The organism is Corynebacterium sp. HMSC062A03, from assembly GCF_001811145.1.
Lineage (GTDB): Bacteria > Actinomycetota > Actinomycetes > Mycobacteriales > Mycobacteriaceae > Corynebacterium > Corynebacterium aurimucosum.
This window is the reverse complement of sequence record NZ_KV803701.1, coordinates 48,019-67,385: the sequence shown is the minus strand read 5'-3', so window position 1 is coordinate 67,385 and position 19,367 is coordinate 48,019. Positions and strand designations below refer to the sequence as shown.

Genomic DNA, 19,367 nt, shown 5'->3' with positions numbered 1-19,367 from the left:
ACCTGGTGTGGCTGCGCTCCCCGCTGGACCTCGCTGCGGCGGGCCACAGCGTGAAGGCCGCGGCACTGACCTCGCTCGGCTTCGGCCACGTCAGCGCGCTCATCGTCTACGCCCACCCCGGTGTGTTCGAGCAGACCGTGTCCCAGCAGCGCGGGTCGGACGCCGCCACCCAGTGGCGTGAGCGCGCCGAGCAGCGCCTGCGTGCTGGCCGCGCCCACTTCGAGGCCGGCATGCTGGGCCGAGCTCCGCTCTTCGAGGTCATCGAAGGTCGCCGCCTCCCGGCCCAGGATGCCAAGGCCGCCGAGATTGCCATGCTTCTCGACGACTCCGCGCGCCTCACCGAGGACGGCACCTACCCCTCCGCCTAAGGCACTAGCCCCTTGTAAGTGCGGCCTGGGGAGTTTCCTTTATTGTGCGGCCTCCAACCGCTCTTTGAAGCTGGTGGCTAGATCGAGAAGATCGACTGAATTATCTGCGGGCCGCTGTTGAGACAGGTTTCGCTGTGCGGCGCGCACAAGCGTTGAGAGCCTTCCGGTGTCGCGGGCCAGTGGGGAAGTGGTAGGCAGTTCTGCCTGCATTACCTGTAGGTGTTTGGCGGCGCTGTTGGCAGCGTCTAGCGCGTACTCGTAGTCTCCAGTATCCCCGTGGGCTTTGATAAACAAGGCGCACAGGTGCGCGCCCTGGGATTCACGAACGATGTCAGTCATTCTATCCCTACTTACTCAAGCCACTTCTGGCTTGGCCCTTTGAGGCTTTCTGAGGCCCGCCATGCAACTACCAAGATAGAAATCTGGAAGAAAATAATCACTGCGTTTGGTGCTCCTCCCACGCTCGAAATAATTCCGCCTACGGTTAAAAGTAGTAGAGCTACGCCCGTTAAAACGCCCCAAGTTGCGCTTCCCCTCCTGGCCAAGAAGAAAATGATAAAGCCCAGTAGCATTATCGGAAAACAAAGGCACATGGTCCACACTTCCAAACTCGCGCCGCTAGCAACTATTTGAAACATGGAGAATAGTGACCCTTGGATCAGCACCAGAGAAAAGTTTCCCAAAGTCTGTGGATTCCATTTATTTCGTCTTTGCCTGTCGTCAGAAGTAGTTGGTTCAACCTGCTCCCTTTTGGTCTGGTTGCCTTGTATTTCTGTCGAGTCCACAAAGAGGGGTGGTTTTCGCCTGTCGAGCATGGTGGTGATGGTGCACAGAATTATGAACGCAAGGGCCCACCAACTACCTGCTCGCGAAGACTGTTCTTGTCCACCGGGAACTGTCTTATTTCCGTCTTCCCGTAGGGGACTATTTTTACTTTGGCTCACAGACCCCAAGGCTACGTCAAACGATTGTTGTCTCTAGCCAGTAAGTGTGGGCGAAACTTTATGCACGTACGGAACGTTGTATGGGCATGACGATTTTAATATTAATTTTCATTTTGGCCGCTGTCGTACTCACCTATATCTTGCACACGCGCCGGAAAGAACGGGAGCGTCGCGAGCAGGAAGAGGCAAGGCGGGAGAAGCGCAACAGAGAGGCGCTTGATAAGTATTGCGAACGTTGGAGAAATCCATACACGGAAAACTAAGCACGTTCCAGACCCGGCCCTCTCCAAAAATGAAAGCATGAGGCACCCCAGGAACTGCAGCACGCGACGAAACAGCCTTTAGGCACGCGCTTAAAACCGGACACCGACTGCGTCAACAAGGCCAACGCCTCACCGATGCCGCAATTATCGATGCCTACGAACACGCCTACAACATCGCACACACCCACGGCGGCGCAGGACGCGACAACGAGATGCCACCCATGTGCGACCGCCAAACCATGCCTAGGAACAAAACTCGGGACACTTCAGGCCTCATGAACAATGCCAGCCACCGTTTCTTCACCCCTTTTTGCCTTCAACCAACGACAACGCGCGCCTAGACCCCAACATTAGACATATTCTTTATGAATGGGGTCCGACAAAAATACACCTAACGAAGAAAACGCACCAGAAGACACTTCCCCGAAAGAACACAATGCACTAGATAGGAAATCCCCTATAGAGAATCATTCCGAACAGGAAAAAGAGGTCGCTCAGAGTACAAGTGGCGCTTGGTTTGCTCGCCTCAAACGTCTTAGCGGCTTTCGGGGACCGATCCTTAAAAGTCAATGGCTCCGCAATGTTGGGGTGTCGCTCTTCGTGACCGCCCTGTTTGCGGGGGCGCAGCTTTGTCTCGCTAATAATCAAGCAAATACGGCAGAGCGGCTCGAAAATCTGCGATACGTTCGCGAGCGATCTCAAGTTACGACGCCAATTGATTTATCACCCCAGTGTCTAAGAACTGGCGAGTTCATACTCACCCCCGAGTCAACAACTACGAATTCCTCCGCAGACGATAAAGACCATTTCACTCCAGAACTGCCTTTTAAAGACTTTGACCTAAAGGGGCAGAACTTGAGCGGGCTTTGGCTTAACTGCGCAAACTTTAGTGAAGCAAACCTCGAAGGAGCAGACTTAAGCAACACATATTTGATAGGCGCAAATCTAAGCGGCGCGAATCTAAGAAACGCAAATCTAAAACACTCGCAGCTTCAGTTAGCGCGACTAGAGAATGCCGATTTGAGCGGTGCAGATCTGAGCGGAGCGAACCTATCGGGAACTCCTACAGACCTTTCGATTCTTGAAACTGCAACTTTGTGCGAGACCACTCTCCCAGAGGACAACCTAGGGCTAACACAGCAACAGAAAGAACGGTTACAAGAATTAGGTGCGACTTTCACTAAGGAAGAAGACGAAGAGCCATAACGCTCACGCCCAAATTGGGTACACCCATCTGTACGCGCTGACCTGCGGCGTTGTGGGTTGTGCCGAGCGTGCTGCCGGAGTCCCTTTCAGTGTCCCTGGGGTAGGAGCGGCCGCATGAAGGTGCGCTCGTACCGCAGGACGCACTCGGACTCGTCTCGAATCCGGTCAGCGGCGATGAAGTCCGAGTGGGTGCCGAACAAGGTGCGGTACTGCTCGTAGGCAGCCAGGCTGGGGAAGCTGAACAGGGATTCCGCACGGTCACTCACACCTTCCGCGGGTAGGTAGTACCCGTGGTGGGTGCCGCCGTGTTCGTCGACATGCCGCATCCAAGCGCGGGCGAACTGTTCAAAGGCTGCGATCTGGTCGGGGTCGATGGTGTAGTGGACGACACAGGTGATCACATCCACAACGCTAGGCCCACAGGCGCTCATTGGGGAGCCTTTGTCTGTGCGCCTCGTGGTGCAGCACACCAATCTGCCTGGTTTACCTGCGGAAATGCGTCAGTTCGCCAAGTTGGCGCCGAGTTCAACGGTGAGAACTCCGACGGCGATGAGGAGGATGCCGAGGGCCATGGTTCGGGTGAGGGGTTCGTGGAAGATGACCCGGGCGAGGATCGCGGTGAGAGCTACGCCGGATGCTGCCCAGATGCCGTAGGCGACGCCAAGGGCCATGCCGTCGGCCAAGGCGAGACTTAAGGCGACGAACGCCACGAGATACCCCGCGATGACGCCGATGAACCATTTCTTCACCCGGCCACCGTCGGAGGCTCGTAGCGACATGGTCGCGACGACTTCGGACAAGATGGCGCCTGCGAGGAAGATCCATCTCATGAGTTGACTCCTGCTTCCTGGGCTGCGGTTTGCTGAGCTTTCTGGGAGCCGAGTTCGACGGTGAGGACACCGCTGATGATCGCAACCATTCCAAGACCCATCACAGCGGTCAGAGGTTCACCGAAAATCGCGGCGGATAGCACGGCGGCGAGCACGACCCCGCTGGCTCCCCAGATGCCATAGGCGACGCCGATCTGCATTCCTTCGCGCAGGCAGAAGGTGAGGAAGACGAAAGTGCCGATGTATCCGGCAGCAACCACGATGTACCAGGATGGGTGATTGAGCGCCGCCTTGAGAGACAGCGTCGCCGCCACTTCGGTAGTGATGGCGCCAGCGAGCAGGAACCACTGCTTCATGGGGTTGTTCCTTCGATCAGGGAGCGAATGCTGGAGACGACGGCTTCGAGATCCGCGCCGTGGAGGGTGGACACACCTGTGGCCTGGGCGCCCCAGAGTCCGTCGGCGGCGAGTCGGGCGGTGGTCAGCCTGGCTCGGGTGGCGGCGTCGAGATCGTCCGGGAGTTCGAGCCAGCGGCCCATCCGCGTAGTCCACGGTTCGGTGAGTTCGGGCCGATACGTCGCTTGGCCCCAGATGATGAACTCGGCGCGCTTGGCGGCCCCGTGGGCGGCGACGTGAACGTAGCTCAGGAGCCGCTCGGTGGCGTTGGCGTTCTCGAGGGGCTTGCCAAGGGTGGCAGTCATGTCGTTCTCGACGTTGGCCGCAGCGTGGTCGACGATCGCGGCGAGCAGTACGTCGCGGTTGCGGAAGTGATATAGCAATCCCGGTTTGGTGAGCCCGGCCTCGTGGGTCACTGCGTCAAGGGTAATGTCGCCACCCTCCGCTGCGTTCATGACGCGGAGGGCAGCTTCCAGGATCTCGGAGCGCTGACTGGTTCGCATATAGCTAACTTTACCATTTGGTAGGTGAAGCCTTCAACTGCGGGCGCTGGTAGGGGCACCTGGGGTACACCCTAATTTTACTAGCATCCATGCCCGCAAGTTGCATGTAAAATAGGGTAGATTCAGACATTGTTTTACACATGTACAGCAGGACCTAGGCCTTAGATTTACAGAAGGTGGTGAGTGTGGTGTTGTCGCCGGATGGTTTCCATATTGAAAGCCATATTGACGCAGTGCCCGCGTTAGCGCGGGTGAAAAACTGCATGGTGGATTGTCGTCGGGGCAGCAGGCGTTGGGCAGGATTGTGCAATCCTTACTTGCTGACGCTGACGCTCTCGACGGTATTCAGCTTTATGCCCTCTCGGATGCAATCGAGTCGTATCGTGATGCGATCATCGCCCAGGAGAATGCTGCCTTTGACCCCCTGCGGGGCGAAGACTAATGGCCAATGACCCCGGCTCACGCGGGCAGCGGGTGGGCTATATCCGCGTTTCCACGGTGGAGCAGAATAGTCAGCGCCAGAAAGAACTACTCAATGCTTCCGGCAGGATCGACCGATTCTTTGAAGATAAGATTTCTGGCCGCACGAAGACTGAGCGTCCTGGGCTTGGGGAGTGTATGGCCTATGTGCGTGACGGTGACGAGCTCGTCGTCTCGTCGATTGATCGCCTCGCCCGATCACTTACGGACCTTCGCGGTATCGTTGATGAGCTCACCGGAAAGGGTGTGACTGTTACTTTCCTGCACGAGCACCTCACGTTTGCGAAAGACACCACGGACCCGCGTGCGGATCTAATGCTCGGCATCCTCGGCAGCTTTGCGGAGTTTGAGCGGGCCATTATTCGTGAGCGCCAGGCGGAGGGGATTGCGCTGGCGAAAAAGGCCGGCAAATACAAAGGGCGCAAACCCGCTCTTAGCCCGGGCCAGGTAGCGGAGATTAAGCGGCGCGTTTCGGCAGGGGAGTCGAAAGCAGCACTAGCGCGGGAATTCGGAGTCACCCGCCCTACGGTGTACCGGGCGTTGAAGAACGCATAGATGCGGCGATGGGGGCGGGTGAATATACGCCCCACGGTGCTTGCCACATGGCAGGACATTGACTGTTCCAGGCACGCCTACAGGTAGCCTTACGCACGTTTCCCCTCGTGGGCGGCTTTTACAAGGGTGTCGAAGGCACGCCCCCAGGTCTCGTTAGGGATAACTGCTAACGTTATTTCCGGTTCACAATCACGCCCCGCTACTTACGGTGGGGTGTGGGTGTGACTTCCTCGTCGGTGCGCGGTAAGGCCCGCGCGTGACGTGGGCTGTCCCGCGCGCCCTTTTCAGGCGAGCGGACAACCCTACGACGCAAAAGGGAGGTAGACAATGGGTAAGCACTCATTGGATACACCCGGTCGCAAAAGAAAAGACCTTGACGCCACGAAGCTTATCCGGCTCGATGTGGCAATCAAGGTCATAACACTTGCGACCGTAACAGTGAAGCTCATTGCAGTTATGCTTCACGTGGGTCTTTAAGGCCCGAGGGTCTCAACCGACTGGTACTCGGTTGGGGCCCTTTTTATTGTGCAGCCACAATTCAGGGACGAACCGTGCTGTCGTATTTTAGGCTAATGCGCGCGCGGAGGTTTCGCAATACTCCCACACTAAGCCCGTAGACCCATTTCCTACTGCAATCGGAAAGCTGTGTAGCCGTGTATCGCCTTTTGTGCGCTCGTGAGGTCTCGCTAGCGTGTGGTTTTACCTGCACTTTCTCCGTCTGGGCGACGTTCACCGAATAAAGAGAAAGGGCGCTCCCACCTGTGGGGCGCCCTTATTTGTTCTTTTTAGAAGGGGAGTTTGAGGCCAGGGATAAGACCCGCGAAGGCAGCGCCACCAATGGACAGTGCAATAGTGAGTACTACGCCGATAACACCGGCAATAATCCCAGCGGTGGAAGAACCACCACTAAAAGCAGGGGTAGACTGCTTATCGTCAGCTGCATCCGTTCCGGTATCTACCCCAGGTAGTTGGGGATTTCCCGTTTCCTTCGGAGTGGTTGGTTTGGGCACAACCTTCCTAGCCTGGACACTATTGGTGATGACCTTAGAGGTTCCGTCTGAGAAAGCTACCTTGTAGACAAACTCCCCGTTTCCCTCGACCGGAGGAATAACGGTAAACGTATTTCCTTCCTGCTTTACATTCCAATCTTGCGGCACTTTCAAGAGGGTCACCGAAGCTGTGGAAGGAATATCCAAAACTTTTACGGTAGTAGTCATGCCGACTTCAATAACACCTTTGTCAATAGTCGGATTGTGCTGGAGCTTTTCCGCAGGATGAACAGTGAAAGTATGCGTTACTACCTCAGTCGATCCATCAGGGTATTCGACAGCGAGATCAACAGTTGTTGACACTGTCTTTCCGTAGCGATCAGATTCCGAGAATAGCCAGAGCCAGACTTCCCCGTTCTCAAACACTATGACGGAGAGCTCACCTTCCTCATTACCCCCGCCAGACACGCCCGGATTAAGGGCAGTCAATTTCGTCCCGTAGGGTACCCCTTTAACGGAAATTCTTTCTGTGAGTTTGTCCATTCTGCTCCACTCGGGAAAGGCGGGCTGGAATTGGTCAGCCATGGTCTTCTTCGCGGTGGCGGTCTGAGCCGTAGCGACCGGGGCAGCAACAGCTGTTGCCGAGGCGGTAGAGAGGCAGCATAGAGCAGCGACGAGTGCTCGCTTTTTCATGCGAAATCTCCTTGAGAGAACAGGGGATGGAAGAAGTTTATAGTACCCCGGCATTGCGCTTTTCTTTACTGCTCACCCCCCCCTAACAACAAGCCCTAGCAGCAAGCCTAGGACGTCCGCTCAGAAGCGGGCCTCCTCGGCTTCTTTCTGCCTGCGCATATATCACTTCGTGATAGTTTTCCCATAAGGCACCGTTTACCTAATTGCGAGACTTCCACGAACCAGGGGTGAAACATGGATATTGAGAAGTTCCTCATCACAGCAGTCGGCGTGCTCAGCGTCGTTTCCCTTGCCGGCTGGCTCTTCGCTGATTACGAGTGGTCAACCAGGGCCACAACGGTTATGGGGTTTGGGTTCCTTATCTCGGCACTGATTAATAAGCGCGGGCAAGACAAGGCTGCGGGCCACCGCCGGGTAACTGAAGAATCTACGCAGTGACAGCGTGCCGGGCACGCAACGTGGAAGGTACGCACTCCCTCGACTTCACAGGTGCCCTATCTGCCAAACTTAGCGCCGATCCACGCGGCAACGCGGGGGCAAGGTTTTGGCGTCTAGGAGCGTTCCCCGGCTAGCTGCTTTCCCCAGGTCCAGTAGCCATGCGGCGATTATTATCGGGACTCATCGGACGCTCTCTTGAAAGAAGCTACTCATGACCCAACCTCCGTATCCGCCGCACGCTCCACCCCCAAGCCCCGGTCCACAGTGGCCGCACCAGTACGGTGTTCCGCAGCAACCGCCTCAACCGCAGCAGCCACAATCCGATGTTCTGGGGATCATCGCCTTCAGCTTGGCGCTGCTCGGATTCGTGTTCACCTGCCTACCCTTCACGTTCCTCATCGACGGACTTGTCATGGTCTCCGCCATCATCTTGGGCTTTACGGGTTTGTTCATGAAAGACCAGAGGAACTTCTGGCCCATCGTCGCGCTCTGCACCGCGGCGGTCGGGGCGGTCCTCGGCTTCATCATTCAGATCGCACTTACCTTCGGCTTGTTTGTGCTGTTTGAGTAGGGTCCTCGTGGGATAACACGTTGACGAGCTCCTCGACGGAACATTTCGATCACGCATAGGCGGGGCCCGGCCCCTAACTATTGAAGTAGCGCTCTCACTATTCAGGCTGTTCCCGCCGCGCATTATCTGAAATCTCACGCGCTCTCTGCTCCAAGCTCTCCTGGGCGCGGGCCTGGGCTTGGGAGGAGCTATCGGCACGCGGCGGGGCTTGGATAAAGCGCTCGGAGTGCATTCCCAGTTGCAGTTCCTTGGCACGCAACACCTCAGCATCAATCTTGATGCCGACGATCAGCACAGTGTTCATCAACCACGTGGCCACGAAGACCGCCATGACCGTGCTCAACGCACCATAAGCGCTGGCCGCAGCGAGGTACTTCAGGTAGAGGCCTACCAAACCCCAAGACGCGACCGTACCCACGAGCGCCACCACGGAACCGGAGGTTATCCACCTAAAGCGCCCGGGACGCACGTTGGGGCCGAAGTGATAGAGCACCGCGATGAGCGTGAGCACCACAACCACGGTGACTGGGAAGCGCAGCCAGTTCCACACTGGGAGGAAGATTCGCACCAGGTACGTGGCGGCATCTTCTAGTCCTACGTTGCGTGCAAGCGGAATCAGCCCCTCATTAAGAACTGCATCACGCAGCAAGTTGGCAAAGAGCACGATGACCGCGCCCACCACAATGACTGCTGTCAACCCCCACATCAGCGCCCACGTGCGGATGATGCCCCGGCCCTCCACCCGGCCGTACACGGTATTAGCCGTGCGCGAGAAGGCCCGCACATACGCCGACGCAGAAAACAACGAAATGGCCAGGGAGATGACCAGTGCCAACGTGCCCTGCGCGCTGGAGCCGATAATCGTGCCGACTACTGTATGGGCCTGCTCAGAAAGCGAACCTGGGACGTACTGCTCAATGAACTCAGAAGTCAGCTGCTCCACTTCCGCTTGGCGGGAGGAAAAGATGAGCGTGGCAATGGAGTAGGCGGCCAGCACTGTTGGCGCAAAAGCCATGAGCGTGAAGTATGTCATCCCGGCGGCGCGGTCCATGAAGGCATCGTGGAAGAAGTCATTCCACGTGCGCCGGATGATCAACCCCCAGCTTTCCTTGCGCAGGCGATTACCTTTGGCGAGGGGATTGTGTTCTTCATCGTGGCCCTGGACCTCAAGGATGGTCGGGCCCTTAAACGGCACGATTGTCTCTGGCTCCTCGGCCGACGTAGCGTTGCCTCGGGTCTCCTCTTCGCTCATATCTGACCAGCGTATGCGGCACAGCCCGCATTCAGGGGAAGGACACTCAGGCCACAGGCTAAGCCGTGGTTACACTGGGGAGGCATGACTGAGAAGAATACCGAGAACAAAATCAACGTAAAGTCCTTCGAACTCGATCACCGGCTTGTCGACGCCCCCTATATCCGCGTCGCCGACCGCACCGACCTGGGAGGCGGGGTCGAGATTATCAAGTATGACCTGCGCTTCTGCCAGCCCAACAAAGAGCACCTCGGTACCGAGGCACTGCACTCGGTCGAGCACATGATGGCCAACTTCATGCGTAACTACACCGACAAGCTCATCGGCTTTGCCCCAATGGGCTGCCGCACCGGCTTCTACGCCATCACCAACGGCATGGAGCAGGATGAGCTGCTCCGCGCTGTCGAGGGCGCGCTCAATGACATCCTCAATGCCACCGAGGTTCCCGCCGCCAACGAGGTGCAGTGCGGCTGGGGCGCCCACCACTCACTTGAGGGCGCGCAGGAGGCCGCACGCAACTTCCTCGCAGCCAAGGATGAGTGGCTTAACGTCATGGCCTAGCTGCTCAGCCACTCCACTTCTTCTTAAATGCTCACCCCTAGCCAGATGGGCTCCGGCTCCAGAGTCACGCCGAAGGCCTTCTGCACCCCGGCGCGGATATCGCGGGCCAACGCAACGATATCGTCCGCAGTGGCCTCACCGCGGTTGGTCAGCGCCAGGGTGTGCTTGGTGGACAGCGTTGCCTTCGCACCCGACTCTTCACCTGGGTAGCCCTTGGCAAAGCCGGCGCGCTCGATGAGCCACGCGGCGGAAAGTTTTTCCTTATCTTCTCCAGATACGGTGGATAGCACCGCATGTCGGGGCATGCGGTCGGCATCCTCGTCGCCGCGGGCGGCGCGGACGGTGGCTTGGATGGAATCGGCAAGCTCGGGCTCGACGATGGGGTTGGTAAAGAAGGAGCCGGCAGACCAGGTGTCGTGGTCTTCTGGGTCGAGCACCATGCCCTTGCCACGGCGCAGCTTCAGCACTTCCTCGCGGACTTCCGTGACCGGGCGGCGCTCACCGGGGTTCTGAGTGAGCTGGCCAAAGCGCAAGGGCTTGGACAGGCCGTCGGTGGTCAGCTGGAGTTCAATAGCCAACACCACGCCGCGGCCAGTGAACTTCAGGTTGGAGTAACGGTAGGCCAGCTCTAATTCTTCCGCCGGTACCCACGTCGCGGTGCGGGTAGCGCGCTCGTAGAGGTAGACCTGCGTGAGGACGTCGGAGGTCTCCGCACCATAGGCGCCGACGTTCTGTACCGGTACGGCACCCGCATTGCCCGGGATGCCGGAAAGGCACTCGATGCCGCCCAGACCGCACTCCACGGTCAGGGCCACGACGTCATCCCACACCGCGCCCGCATCAGCGCGCACGAGTCCGTTGGCCACGGTGACGTCGATGTCCTCGAAGTCGAGGGTGACCACCACGACATCCAACTGGCCTTCCGCCACCACGAGGTTGGAGCCGCCGCCGACAACGAGGTAGTCCTGGGAGGACTCGTCAAGCGTGGCCAACGCAGCGATAGCGGCCTCAGCGCTGGCGCAGCGCACCGTCACCAGCGGTGCACCACCGATGCGCAGCGTCGTGAGATCGGCGAAGGTGGTCTCGGAATCCAGAGTGACTCCGTCAATGTCAGCGAGGGTCAGGAATTTATCTAGCACGTCTACCAAGGTAGTCTGTAACTCATGTCAACCCGTAGCGAAAACACCGTTATCATCAACCAGCCCATCGATAAGGTGCACAAGGCACTGACCACACGGGAGTACTGGGACTTCATCGTGGCCAAGCTGTCCCCGGAACCGGGTACCGTGCACGAGTTCACTGGCAACACCGCTGTGCTCTACGAGATTCTTCCGACCTCCCTCCTCCCGGAGGCTGTTCGTGCCATGGTCTCCCAGGACCTGAAGGAAAAGCGCACCGTGACCATCGGCGAGGTTGTCGATGATCAGATGTCCGTTTCCTTCACCGCTGACGTCAAGGGCACCCCGGTCGACTTCAAGGGTGACATCACCTACAAGTCCCAGGATGAGACCACCGTTCTGGACTATGTCTCCGAGGTTTCCGTCAACATCCCGATGATGGGCGCTGCCATCGAGCCGAAGGTCGCTGAGGCTCTGCAAGAGCTCTACACCAACGAGGGCAAGCTCACCGAAGAGTGGATCTCCAACAACCTCTAAACAACTCCCTACACCACAGTTGTTGCTATGGCCGATCACGCGCATAACCTGAAGGCTCAGGAAAGCGCTGGTCGGCCTTTCGGCGTTGTTACCCGCGGCACCACCAACCCCAACCGGCTGCGCCGCTGCGATCGCTGGATGGTGGCGCACCCTGAAATCTCTTCGCTGCTGCGCTCCACGAGTAAGCCGCTGGCTCTCGACGTCGGCTACGGCGCCTCCCACACCACCACCGTGGAGTGGGCCGGCTGGCTGCGCAGCGTTAACCCGAATACCCGGGTAACGGGCCTAGAGATTTCCCCCGAGCGCGTCTTGCCGCCGCGCGATGGCGTCACCTTCGAGCTCGGTGGCTTCGAGCTTGCCGGCTACCGCCCGCAACTGGTGCGCGCCTTCAATGTGCTGCGCCAGTATGACGTTGACCAAGTAGAGAAAGCCTGGAACACGGTGACCTCGCGTCTTGCTCCGGGCGGCTTCTTCGTGGAGGGAACCTGCGATGAGCTAGGGCGCAGGGCGGCCTGGGTGCTTCTCAGCGCCGCCGGTCCACGCACGCTGACCCTCGCCTGGGATCCCTTCGACGTTCAGCGCCCCAGCGATATCGCGGAGCGCCTGCCCAAGATCCTCATCCACCGCAACGTGCCGGGTGAGCCAATCCATGAACTCCTGCAAGCGGCCGATGCCGCCTGGGACCACGCCGCCGGCTGGTCTCCTTATGGACCGCGGGTGCGCTGGCGCATGGCGCGTAAAGAACTCCGACAGACAGTGCCCATCCATCCGGTGAACCGCCGCCTGCGGGATAACGTGCTCACAGTGGATTGGGAACTCGTAGTTGGCCAACTTTAAGCCCGTGCGCCACACTAGTAGTCATGGCTTCTTCTAAATCTCCCGCCTCAACGGCCTGGAAAATTTTCATCGGCGTACTCGTAGTACTCCTACTCATCATCTTGGTAGCTGAGCTCGGTATACGCTGGTTCTTGGGCTCACAGATGAAGAGCGAATTCACCCAGTCCGCCAAGGAGCAAGGCGTGGAGACCTCCGAGGAACCGGAGGTAAGCTTTGGTGCCAGCCCCATGGTCTTTGGCATGCTCAACGGCAAGATTCCGCAGATGGATATGAAGACCCCGTCCACGCTACAGATTGAGGGCACTAACATCATCGGCCAACCGGCCGCTGATATTCACGTCGAAGACATGACGCTGTCCCAGGAGCCGGTCGCGGGCACGCTGCGGGCTTCGACGACGGTCCCGGATCAATTCCTACTGGCCAGCTTCCAAAAGGCTATTGCTGAGCAGTCCGGCTATGACGCGCTGGGCAACCTCGTGGTGACCGCGATTACCGCCAACGATGCCGAGGATGACCTCGAAGTGGAATTTGCCGCTGGCCTGGCCACGCTCTCGCTCAAGCCGGAAGCTCGCGACGGCAAGCTCGCCATCGATACGAAGGAAGCATCGCTCTTCGGCTTCGACCTGCCCGAGCAGGCCACCTCCGCGATTTCGAATGCCTTGGCCGAAGGCATGGAGGAACAGCTCGCGGGCCAGCAGCTGACCTTCGAATCCGTGGATGTTGGGGCTGGCGAACTCACGCTCACCCTCATTGGCCACGACGTTCCGATGAGCGAGCTCGATTCCGCTACCGCACCAGCACAGCAGGCACCGGCTAATTAAGAATTAAGACTCTCCACGGACAGTTGCGTATCCAGGGCTTCGTCGTCTGAAACGACGGAGCCCGTTTCAATGAGGCACTGATAACCTGCCTGTTCGGCAGCACGCAGATACTCCGCCACCGGCAGAGCTGGATGCTCAGGAAGAATGAGCCCCAAGCGCACGGGCAGCGGGCAGGCTTCGCGGAGGGTGACGAGCTCGGAGAGGAGCGAGGTGGCATCCCCTAGCAGCGCATCCACCGCAACCCACACCTCGGCCGCACCTGATTGCACGGCCAGCCGCGCTTCTGCCGCCTTCACCAAGGAGTGGTGGCGCCCGGTGGGATAGCCGGCAACTGCAATGACGTGCTCTGCGCCCTCGGCGGCAAGCACGTGGTGCGGGGAGACAAGCGCTCTTTGCTGCCCCGCTGACTGGGTTCGCGCCTCCTCCACGGAGGCCTCAAGCAGGTTCAGCATTAGTAGGAATAATCGCCGTTGATGATGGCCTTGAGCTGCGGGCGCACATCGAACCAGTACACGCCGGTGATGATGGCGCCAATCCAGCTGACAAAGGGCAGCGGCAGGTTCATCAACAGGGCAGAGCCGACGAGCAGCCCGACCCATACCCACTTGTTCTGGCGGTCACCGGCGCGGAAGGCGTCCTCCCGCGTCATCGCTGCCAGAACGGCACCAAAGAGGGCGAAGAGGGATACCGCCATGAAAATGTACTGCGGTATCGACGCAATGGTGTTAAGAAAAGTGTGCATCAAGAAAGACTAACTAGTTCTCGTCAACTACTTCGCCGTCAATGACATCGTCATTCGGCTTCGGGGCATAAGGGTTGCGCGGGCTCTGCGGCTCCTGCGGCTGCTGGGCATGCTTGCCCTCCGCGCGCTGCTCCTTGGCATTGTTGATAGCGCCCTGCACACCCTCACGGGTCTCGTTGAAGGCGGTGTTGAAATCCTCACGAGCCTTCTCGAAAGACTCCGAGTTGCGGGTCTCACGGGCGGCGGAGGACACAGACTCCCCAATATTCTTCGCCGTGGAGGTCACGCGGTCGAAGAAGGACTCCTCCTTCGCAGTGCCATCACCCATGCCCGCCTCATCGGCAGCACGCGCGATGCGATCCGCCTGCGCACTCTGGGCTTGGTTCTGGCGCTCTTCCTTGAAACGGCCACCAAAATCCTTGGCCACATCAAAAGCAGAGGAACCGGCATTCTTGATTGAGTCAAATACGGACATGGTCGTCACTCCTTGTTAGACGCCAAAAAGCAGATGATTAACAGTGTAGATAACCAACCCAGCCAGCGCACCCACGACCGTGCCGTTGAGGCGAATGAACTGCAGGTCCTTGCCCACCATCAGCTCGATATTCTCGGAAGCCTCCTGGGCATCCCAGCGCTTAATGGTCTCTGGAATAATCGCGATGATCTCCGGCGCGAACTTCTCCACCGCGTAGCGCGCGGCCTTATCCACCAGCTCGTTGGCTTGAGCCAGGAACTCCGAATCCTCCAACAGACGGTGCGCCAATTCCTTCACCTTGGCGGTGATCTTCTGACGCAGGAAGGACTCTGAGTCGGTGAGCTGCTCAATGAGCGTGGAGGAGACCGTCGCCCACATCGCCGCCGGGGCTTTCTGCGCCTGATCGGAGGCCAACATCTCCTGCTTGATTCCTTCGATGCGCCCACGCATATCCTCATCCCACTGCAGGTCCGAAGCCAGCTTGGACAGGTTGCGGCGAATGGCTAGGCGGGCTTCGTGGTTGCCGTTGCGGCGGACCTCATCAGCGAACTCCACGAGCTCGGCATAGACCTTCTCCCCCACCATCTCGCGGGCAAAGCGCGGCGCCCAGCCTGGCATGCGTTCATCGATGGCGGTGACCACAGTGGATTCCATGCCAAGGATCTTGCCGTGCGCCCACTCGATGAGGTCATCCTCCAGCGGGCGAGCCTTGCCGTCTGCAATATAGCCCTCCAGCAGGCGCCCCAGCGGCGGGCCCCACTCCGGCTCTGCCAGACGGTCCATGACTTGGGTGCGAATGAACTGCTCCGCCTCCGCCGGGTCTAGGTCTGCGACCACACTGGCTGCGCGCTCACCAATCCACGCGGAGACCTCCTCCGCCCGCCCAGGCTCCACGCCCTGGCGCGCCAGCCACAGCGGTATCTCCGCCTCCCGCACCTTGGCGCTGAGTGCATCCGCGGTGAGGAAGTTCTCCTCCACGAAGTCCTTGAGTGCATCACCCACGCGGTCCTTGTTGTTGGGGATGAGTGCTGTGTGCGGGATGGGCAGCCCCATGGGGCGGCGGAACAGCGCGGTCACGGCAAACCAGTCCGCCAGTCCACCGACCATGCCTGCCTCCGCTGCCGCACGCACGTAGCCCACCCAGACCGGAGCCCCGCTTGCCGACGCCTGCCACCACGAGCACCCCAAAAAGATCACCGCCGCACCAATCAGGAAGGACAACGCAATCGCCTTCCAGCGGCGCAGGTCCGCCCGGCGCGCCTCCTGGTTTCCTGGCTGCGGTACAAACGACGTCTGCGACGCCGACGTTTCCTGAGCCGGCTCAAGCCCTGCGTCCGCACGGTGCGTCATGGGTTGGTTCTCCTTGGGGTAGCAAAGACGAAGTGAAGCTTCGCCTTATAACACTAGTGTGCGTAGGAGACGCACTCGGCCGCCGCATCAGAACTACCGCTGAATTCTTTCTGAAGTCCTCACCAGCATGCTGGAAACACCAGATATAGCGTTCTGAGGATGACGAACTGTGAAACAATCAGAGAATTAGTAGATAGAACAATTCACACAAATTGGTAATGCTTTATGTCTAGCACTTCAGAAATTCTCGACTCTATTACGCCGAAACAAAACTCCAAGGTCAACAGCCTTAATGCTGCAATCTGGCAGACCGCCGACGACTACCTACGCCTTATCGTCCCCGCGGAAAATTACGGTGACTACATCATCCCGTTCACAGTGCTTCGCCGACTCGAAGGGCGCTTGGAATCCACCAAACAGGGCGTACTTGACCTCGTTCACCGTGAAAACACGAAGGGGACAGACCCCGCAATCGTTGCTCTCAAGATCGAGAATCTGTTCAAGCTCCGCTTCTGGAACACATCTGAACTGTCACTGGAGCGCTTGGCAACATCAGATGACGCTCTCAAGCCAGGATTGAAGCAATATCTCAACACCTTCTCCCCGAACATTCTTGAGGTTTGGGATGCGTTCGAGTTTGACAAACTCATCGATTTCCTCGACCGCAACAATCAACTCTGGAATGTGGTTAACCACTTCGCGTCCATCGACATGTCTGATGAAGCGCTCCAGGACCAGACGATGGGTGACATCTTTGAGAACCTGATGTATCGCTCCTTCGCCCGCAAAGCGAAGGATGCCGGTGAGTTCTACACCCCACGCGACGCGATCCGTCTCATGACTTCCATCTTGTTTACCTCTGATGACACCGAGTTAGAGGAAGACGGCATCATCCGTTCCGTCTATGACCCAACTGCCGGTACATGCGGCATGTTGATCGCTGCTCGTGATGCGCTGCGTGCAATCAACCCCGGCATTGAGGTTGTTATTGCTGGACAAGAGTTGAAGGAATCTTCCTTCGCAATGGGTAAGTCCGACCTACTCATGCAGGGTTTCAAAGACCCGGAGGTGCTCAAATTTGGTAACTCACTGACCAACGATCAGTTCTCAGGAGATACGTTCGACTACATCATGGCGAACCCTCCCTACGGCTCGTCCTGGAAGGCATTCCAAAAGGACGTTAAGGAACTGCAAGACCAGGGCGATCCCCGTTTTGCTGAAGGGCTACCCGCTGTCAGTGACGGACAGATGCTGTTTTTGATGCACATCGCGCACAAACTTGCGCCAGCTGATGGAGCCACGAAGGGCGGGCGTGCTGCGGTGGTTACGAATGGCTCTCCGCTGTTCACCGGAGATGCCGAAAGTGGTCCGGATAGTATCCGCAAATACCTCATCGGTGCACAAGGCGGGACTGAAGTTCTTGACGCAATCATTGCGCTACCAAATGACATGTTCTACAACACCGGCATTGCCACCTACATTTGGATTCTTGATCAGAACAAGGAACCGCGTCGCCGTGGCAAGATCCAGTTCATCGATGCAACTGAGATTTACGCTCCTATGCGCAAGAACATGGGACAAAAGCGCGTCGAATTTTCCGAGGCCAATATTCGCGAAATCACCAAGATTTACAGGGATTTCGAGGAATCTGAGCGCTCCATCATCGTCACCGCTGATGAACTCACGTACCGCGACGTGCCGATGTTTAAGGTGGCGCACTACGCCGTAAACATGACTGATGAGACGGTTACAGAAGCCATGAAGCACAAGTCTGCTTTCCCCGCGCACGAGGACGTTGTCCGCGAGATGAAAGGACGCGATTACAACGATCTACCGAAGGCGCTAAAAGCATCTGCCAAGGTACACGGCGTGAAGATGGGCGCACCGCTTCTCAGACACATCATGAAATCACTTGCAGTTGAAGACGAGAACGCGCCCGCTTCCCTCGATGAGAAGGGACTTCCCGTTGTGGATGCATCCTCGAAGGTGATTGAGCGTGTGCCGTACCTGGAGGACGTATCCGAGCACATGGAGCGTGAAGTGTTGCCGTTCGTCCCGGATATGCAGTGGGATGAATCCTTGGCAAAGGTGGGCACAGAACTGCCGTTGACGCGTCTGTTCTACAAGCCGGAAGAGTCCCGCTCCTTGGAAGAGTTGGACGCAGATATTGCTGCCTCCCTGGAACGTATTTACGCAATGTTTGGGGAGGTACGTTCAGATGACTGAGTTCCAGCCAAGCAAGTTGGGGTTAATCTCCGCAATCTTGCAATCGAATGTCGATAAGAAATCAAAGCCGGATGAACCCGCTGTCGAACTGTGCAACTACACGGACGTTTACTACAACGACACGATCACAGCGGATTTAGATTTCATGAAAGCAACCGCTTCTCCGGATCAGATTGAGAGGCTCCGGTTGTCGGAGGGTGATGTCATTATCACAAAGGACTCCGAAACAGCGGATGATATCGGCATCCCGGCATACGTAGAATCAACTCATGATTCGCTCATCTGCGGTTATCACTTGACAATTCTTCGTGCTCATCCCCAAAAAGCTTTCCCAAAGTTTCTCTACTATTCGATGCTCGCTAGGGAAACCGGCGAATACTGGGAAAAACGAGCAAACGGAGTTACTCGTGTCTCGATTCCTCAGCAAGTAGTTTCGTCATTGACAATTCCACTTCCCGATCTCGAGACCCAGCACCGTATCGCGGATTACCTCGATAAGGAAATCAGCGAGATGGACGCGCTAATTGCCGAGCTGGAAGCGCTGGTGACTAACCTTCAGTCTCGAAAAGTGCTTCTAACTGCAAGAATCACGTCTCAAGACGAGAGCGGGAAAAAGTACCCAACGTATCCAATTGGTCTTCTCTTTGGAAATATAGGAAGCGGAACTACTCCTAGGGGAGATGAGTGGTACACGGAGCCATCAAAGAACGGAATTCCATGGGTAACCACCTCTGAGCTTCGAGAGATTAGTATTACTGAAACAAAGAAATACGTCACCCAAGAAGCGATTGAAAAAGTTCCGGGATTACGCACACACCCTGCGGGATCGATTTTGATTGCGATGTATGGCGCGACCATCGGTCGATTTGGAAGGTTGAGTGTACCCGCTAGTTGCAATCAGGCATGCTGCGTTCTCTCAAATCCCTATAAGATTGATCCGGACTTCTTCTATTCAAGTTTATGGGCGAAGAGGGGTGAGCTCATACTGCTTGGTAGTGGTGGGGGACAGCCCAACATCAGTCAGGACGTAATTAGACGTTTCGAGATGCCAGTTCCACCTATTGAAGAGCAACGAAGAAAAGCGAAAAGGCTTGAACAGGAAACTTCCGAGATGGACTCCCTCATCGAGGAATCCACTCAACTCATCGAGAACCTGAAAGCACGTAAGACAGCTCTGATCACTGAAGTCGTTACCGGGCGGAAAGAGGTCTAA

25 protein-coding genes and 1 pseudogene are annotated in these 19,367 nt (G+C 57.5%); 13 read left to right on the top strand and 13 right to left on the bottom strand.

Going from position 1 to position 19,367, the window contains the following annotated elements; genetic code table 11:
• A partial coding sequence (locus HMPREF2781_RS10115) for a hypothetical protein (RefSeq protein ID WP_168163688.1) occupies nucleotides 1-368 on the top strand: 368 nt, incomplete at its 5' end.
• Between the two features lie 39 nt (nucleotides 369-407).
• Here HMPREF2781_RS10115 and HMPREF2781_RS10110 read toward each other — a convergent pair.
• The gene (locus tag HMPREF2781_RS10110) at nucleotides 408-707 is read right to left on the bottom strand and encodes a hypothetical protein (RefSeq protein WP_239663605.1); all 300 of its coding nucleotides are present in this window, start codon (nucleotides 705-707) and stop codon (nucleotides 408-410) included.
• 11 nt (nucleotides 708-718) lie between these two features.
• Nucleotides 719-1,312: a hypothetical protein gene (locus tag HMPREF2781_RS12435; protein WP_141750587.1), complete on the bottom strand. Its 594-nt coding sequence runs from the start codon at nucleotides 1,310-1,312 to the stop codon at nucleotides 719-721.
• Between the two features lie 307 nt (nucleotides 1,313-1,619).
• Here HMPREF2781_RS12435 and HMPREF2781_RS12730 point away from each other — a divergent pair.
• A pseudogene (locus HMPREF2781_RS12730) lies at nucleotides 1,620-1,823 on the top strand (RepA protein); the annotation flags it as partial.
• 121 nt (nucleotides 1,824-1,944) lie between these two features.
• Nucleotides 1,945-2,781 (top strand): pentapeptide repeat-containing protein, encoded by an 837-nt coding sequence (locus HMPREF2781_RS12290; RefSeq protein WP_080975052.1) that lies wholly within the window; start codon nucleotides 1,945-1,947, stop codon nucleotides 2,779-2,781.
• Nucleotides 2,782-2,867: 86 nt separating this feature from the next.
• Here the strand turns inward: HMPREF2781_RS12290 and HMPREF2781_RS10095 are convergent, their stop codons facing one another.
• From HMPREF2781_RS10095 to HMPREF2781_RS10080, 4 genes are all read right to left on the bottom strand, one after another.
• Nucleotides 2,868-3,182: an NIPSNAP family protein gene (locus HMPREF2781_RS10095; RefSeq protein ID WP_174232238.1), complete on the bottom strand. Its 315-nt coding sequence runs from the start codon at nucleotides 3,180-3,182 to the stop codon at nucleotides 2,868-2,870.
• A 99-nt stretch (nucleotides 3,183-3,281) separates the two neighbouring features.
• Nucleotides 3,282-3,611: a DMT family transporter gene (locus HMPREF2781_RS10090; protein ID WP_003849969.1), complete on the bottom strand. Its 330-nt coding sequence runs from the start codon at nucleotides 3,609-3,611 to the stop codon at nucleotides 3,282-3,284.
• Entirely contained in the window at nucleotides 3,608-3,967 is a 360-nt protein-coding gene (locus tag HMPREF2781_RS10085) for a DMT family transporter (RefSeq protein ID WP_048733039.1), read from the bottom strand. The genes HMPREF2781_RS10090 and HMPREF2781_RS10085 overlap by 4 nt, the downstream gene beginning before the upstream one ends.
• A complete protein-coding gene (locus HMPREF2781_RS10080) occupies nucleotides 3,964-4,509 on the bottom strand; it encodes a TetR/AcrR family transcriptional regulator (RefSeq protein ID WP_034997557.1) in 546 nt (181 codons plus the stop codon). Before HMPREF2781_RS10080 ends, HMPREF2781_RS10085 begins: the two co-directional genes overlap by 4 nt.
• 304 nt (nucleotides 4,510-4,813) lie before the next feature.
• On the opposite strand from HMPREF2781_RS10080, the gene HMPREF2781_RS12570 reads away from it, so the two are divergent.
• Complete coding sequence (locus tag HMPREF2781_RS12570; RefSeq protein WP_168163687.1) at nucleotides 4,814-4,951, top strand: hypothetical protein; 138 nt, start codon at nucleotides 4,814-4,816, stop codon at nucleotides 4,949-4,951.
• A complete protein-coding gene (locus tag HMPREF2781_RS10075; protein WP_070645761.1) occupies nucleotides 4,951-5,544 on the top strand; it encodes a recombinase family protein in 594 nt (197 codons plus the stop codon). Before HMPREF2781_RS12570 ends, HMPREF2781_RS10075 begins: the two co-directional genes overlap by 1 nt.
• A gap of 785 nt (nucleotides 5,545-6,329) precedes the next feature.
• Here the strand turns inward: HMPREF2781_RS10075 and HMPREF2781_RS10070 are convergent.
• Nucleotides 6,330-7,226, bottom strand: a complete 897-nt coding sequence (locus HMPREF2781_RS10070) for a hypothetical protein (protein WP_049154454.1) — start codon at nucleotides 7,224-7,226, stop codon at nucleotides 6,330-6,332.
• Nucleotides 7,227-7,460: 234 nt separating this feature from the next.
• On the opposite strand from HMPREF2781_RS10070, the gene HMPREF2781_RS10065 reads away from it, so the two are divergent.
• Both HMPREF2781_RS10065 and HMPREF2781_RS10060 read left to right on the top strand, forming a co-directional pair.
• Nucleotides 7,461-7,664: a hypothetical protein gene (locus HMPREF2781_RS10065; RefSeq protein ID WP_049154451.1), complete on the top strand. Its 204-nt coding sequence runs from the start codon at nucleotides 7,461-7,463 to the stop codon at nucleotides 7,662-7,664.
• Nucleotides 7,665-7,875: 211 nt separating this feature from the next.
• The gene (locus tag HMPREF2781_RS10060) at nucleotides 7,876-8,235 is read left to right on the top strand and encodes a hypothetical protein (RefSeq protein ID WP_049154449.1); all 360 of its coding nucleotides are present in this window, start codon (nucleotides 7,876-7,878) and stop codon (nucleotides 8,233-8,235) included.
• A 97-nt stretch (nucleotides 8,236-8,332) separates the two neighbouring features.
• Here HMPREF2781_RS10060 and HMPREF2781_RS10055 read toward each other — a convergent pair whose 3' ends face one another.
• The gene (locus HMPREF2781_RS10055) at nucleotides 8,333-9,487 is read right to left on the bottom strand and encodes a YihY/virulence factor BrkB family protein (protein ID WP_070645760.1); all 1,155 of its coding nucleotides are present in this window, start codon (nucleotides 9,485-9,487) and stop codon (nucleotides 8,333-8,335) included.
• Nucleotides 9,488-9,571: 84 nt separating this feature from the next.
• Between HMPREF2781_RS10055 and HMPREF2781_RS10050 the strand changes: the two genes are divergently transcribed.
• Nucleotides 9,572-10,048 (top strand): S-ribosylhomocysteine lyase, encoded by a 477-nt coding sequence (locus tag HMPREF2781_RS10050; protein ID WP_049154446.1) that lies wholly within the window; start codon nucleotides 9,572-9,574, stop codon nucleotides 10,046-10,048.
• 23 nt (nucleotides 10,049-10,071) lie between these two features.
• Here the strand turns inward: HMPREF2781_RS10050 and HMPREF2781_RS10045 are convergent, their stop codons facing one another.
• Nucleotides 10,072-11,187, bottom strand: coding sequence for a UDP-N-acetylmuramate dehydrogenase (locus HMPREF2781_RS10045; RefSeq protein WP_070645758.1), 1,116 nt, complete (start codon nucleotides 11,185-11,187; stop codon nucleotides 10,072-10,074).
• A 24-nt stretch (nucleotides 11,188-11,211) separates the two neighbouring features.
• On the opposite strand from HMPREF2781_RS10045, the gene HMPREF2781_RS10040 reads away from it, so the two are divergent.
• The 3 genes from HMPREF2781_RS10040 to HMPREF2781_RS10030 are packed head-to-tail and all read left to right on the top strand — an operon-like array spanning nucleotide 11,212 to nucleotide 13,361.
• A complete protein-coding gene (locus HMPREF2781_RS10040; RefSeq protein WP_070645756.1) occupies nucleotides 11,212-11,703 on the top strand; it encodes a DUF2505 domain-containing protein in 492 nt (163 codons plus the stop codon).
• 27 nt (nucleotides 11,704-11,730) lie between these two features.
• The gene (locus tag HMPREF2781_RS10035) at nucleotides 11,731-12,540 is read left to right on the top strand and encodes a class I SAM-dependent methyltransferase (RefSeq protein WP_070645754.1); all 810 of its coding nucleotides are present in this window, start codon (nucleotides 11,731-11,733) and stop codon (nucleotides 12,538-12,540) included.
• 23 nt (nucleotides 12,541-12,563) lie between these two features.
• A complete protein-coding gene (locus HMPREF2781_RS10030; RefSeq protein WP_070645752.1) occupies nucleotides 12,564-13,361 on the top strand; it encodes an LmeA family phospholipid-binding protein in 798 nt (265 codons plus the stop codon).
• Here HMPREF2781_RS10030 and HMPREF2781_RS10025 read toward each other — a convergent pair.
• From HMPREF2781_RS10025 to HMPREF2781_RS10010, 4 genes are read right to left on the bottom strand one after another with little or no spacing between them, the layout of a single operon-like run.
• A complete protein-coding gene (locus HMPREF2781_RS10025) occupies nucleotides 13,358-13,813 on the bottom strand; it encodes a deoxyribose-phosphate aldolase (RefSeq protein WP_070443998.1) in 456 nt (151 codons plus the stop codon). The two genes, HMPREF2781_RS10030 and HMPREF2781_RS10025, sit on opposite strands and share 4 nt — an antisense overlap.
• Nucleotides 13,813-14,103: a DUF2516 family protein gene (locus HMPREF2781_RS10020; protein ID WP_070444001.1), complete on the bottom strand. Its 291-nt coding sequence runs from the start codon at nucleotides 14,101-14,103 to the stop codon at nucleotides 13,813-13,815. Before HMPREF2781_RS10020 ends, HMPREF2781_RS10025 begins: the two co-directional genes overlap by 1 nt.
• Before the next feature lie 13 nt (nucleotides 14,104-14,116).
• Nucleotides 14,117-14,578 carry a CGLAU_01105 family protein gene (locus HMPREF2781_RS10015; RefSeq protein WP_070444004.1) on the bottom strand — a complete coding sequence of 154 codons (462 nt, stop codon included), beginning with the start codon at nucleotides 14,576-14,578 and terminating at the stop codon, nucleotides 14,117-14,119.
• Between the two features lie 15 nt (nucleotides 14,579-14,593).
• Complete coding sequence (locus tag HMPREF2781_RS10010; RefSeq protein WP_070645750.1) at nucleotides 14,594-15,928, bottom strand: DUF445 domain-containing protein; 1,335 nt, start codon at nucleotides 15,926-15,928, stop codon at nucleotides 14,594-14,596.
• Nucleotides 15,929-16,153: 225 nt separating this feature from the next.
• Here HMPREF2781_RS10010 and HMPREF2781_RS10005 point away from each other — a divergent pair, with 225 nt between their 5' ends.
• Both HMPREF2781_RS10005 and HMPREF2781_RS10000 read left to right on the top strand, forming a co-directional pair.
• Complete coding sequence (locus HMPREF2781_RS10005) at nucleotides 16,154-18,154, top strand: type I restriction-modification system subunit M (RefSeq protein ID WP_070645748.1); 2,001 nt, start codon at nucleotides 16,154-16,156, stop codon at nucleotides 18,152-18,154.
• A complete protein-coding gene (locus HMPREF2781_RS10000) occupies nucleotides 18,147-19,367 on the top strand; it encodes a restriction endonuclease subunit S (protein ID WP_070645746.1) in 1,221 nt (406 codons plus the stop codon). The genes HMPREF2781_RS10005 and HMPREF2781_RS10000 overlap by 8 nt, the downstream gene beginning before the upstream one ends.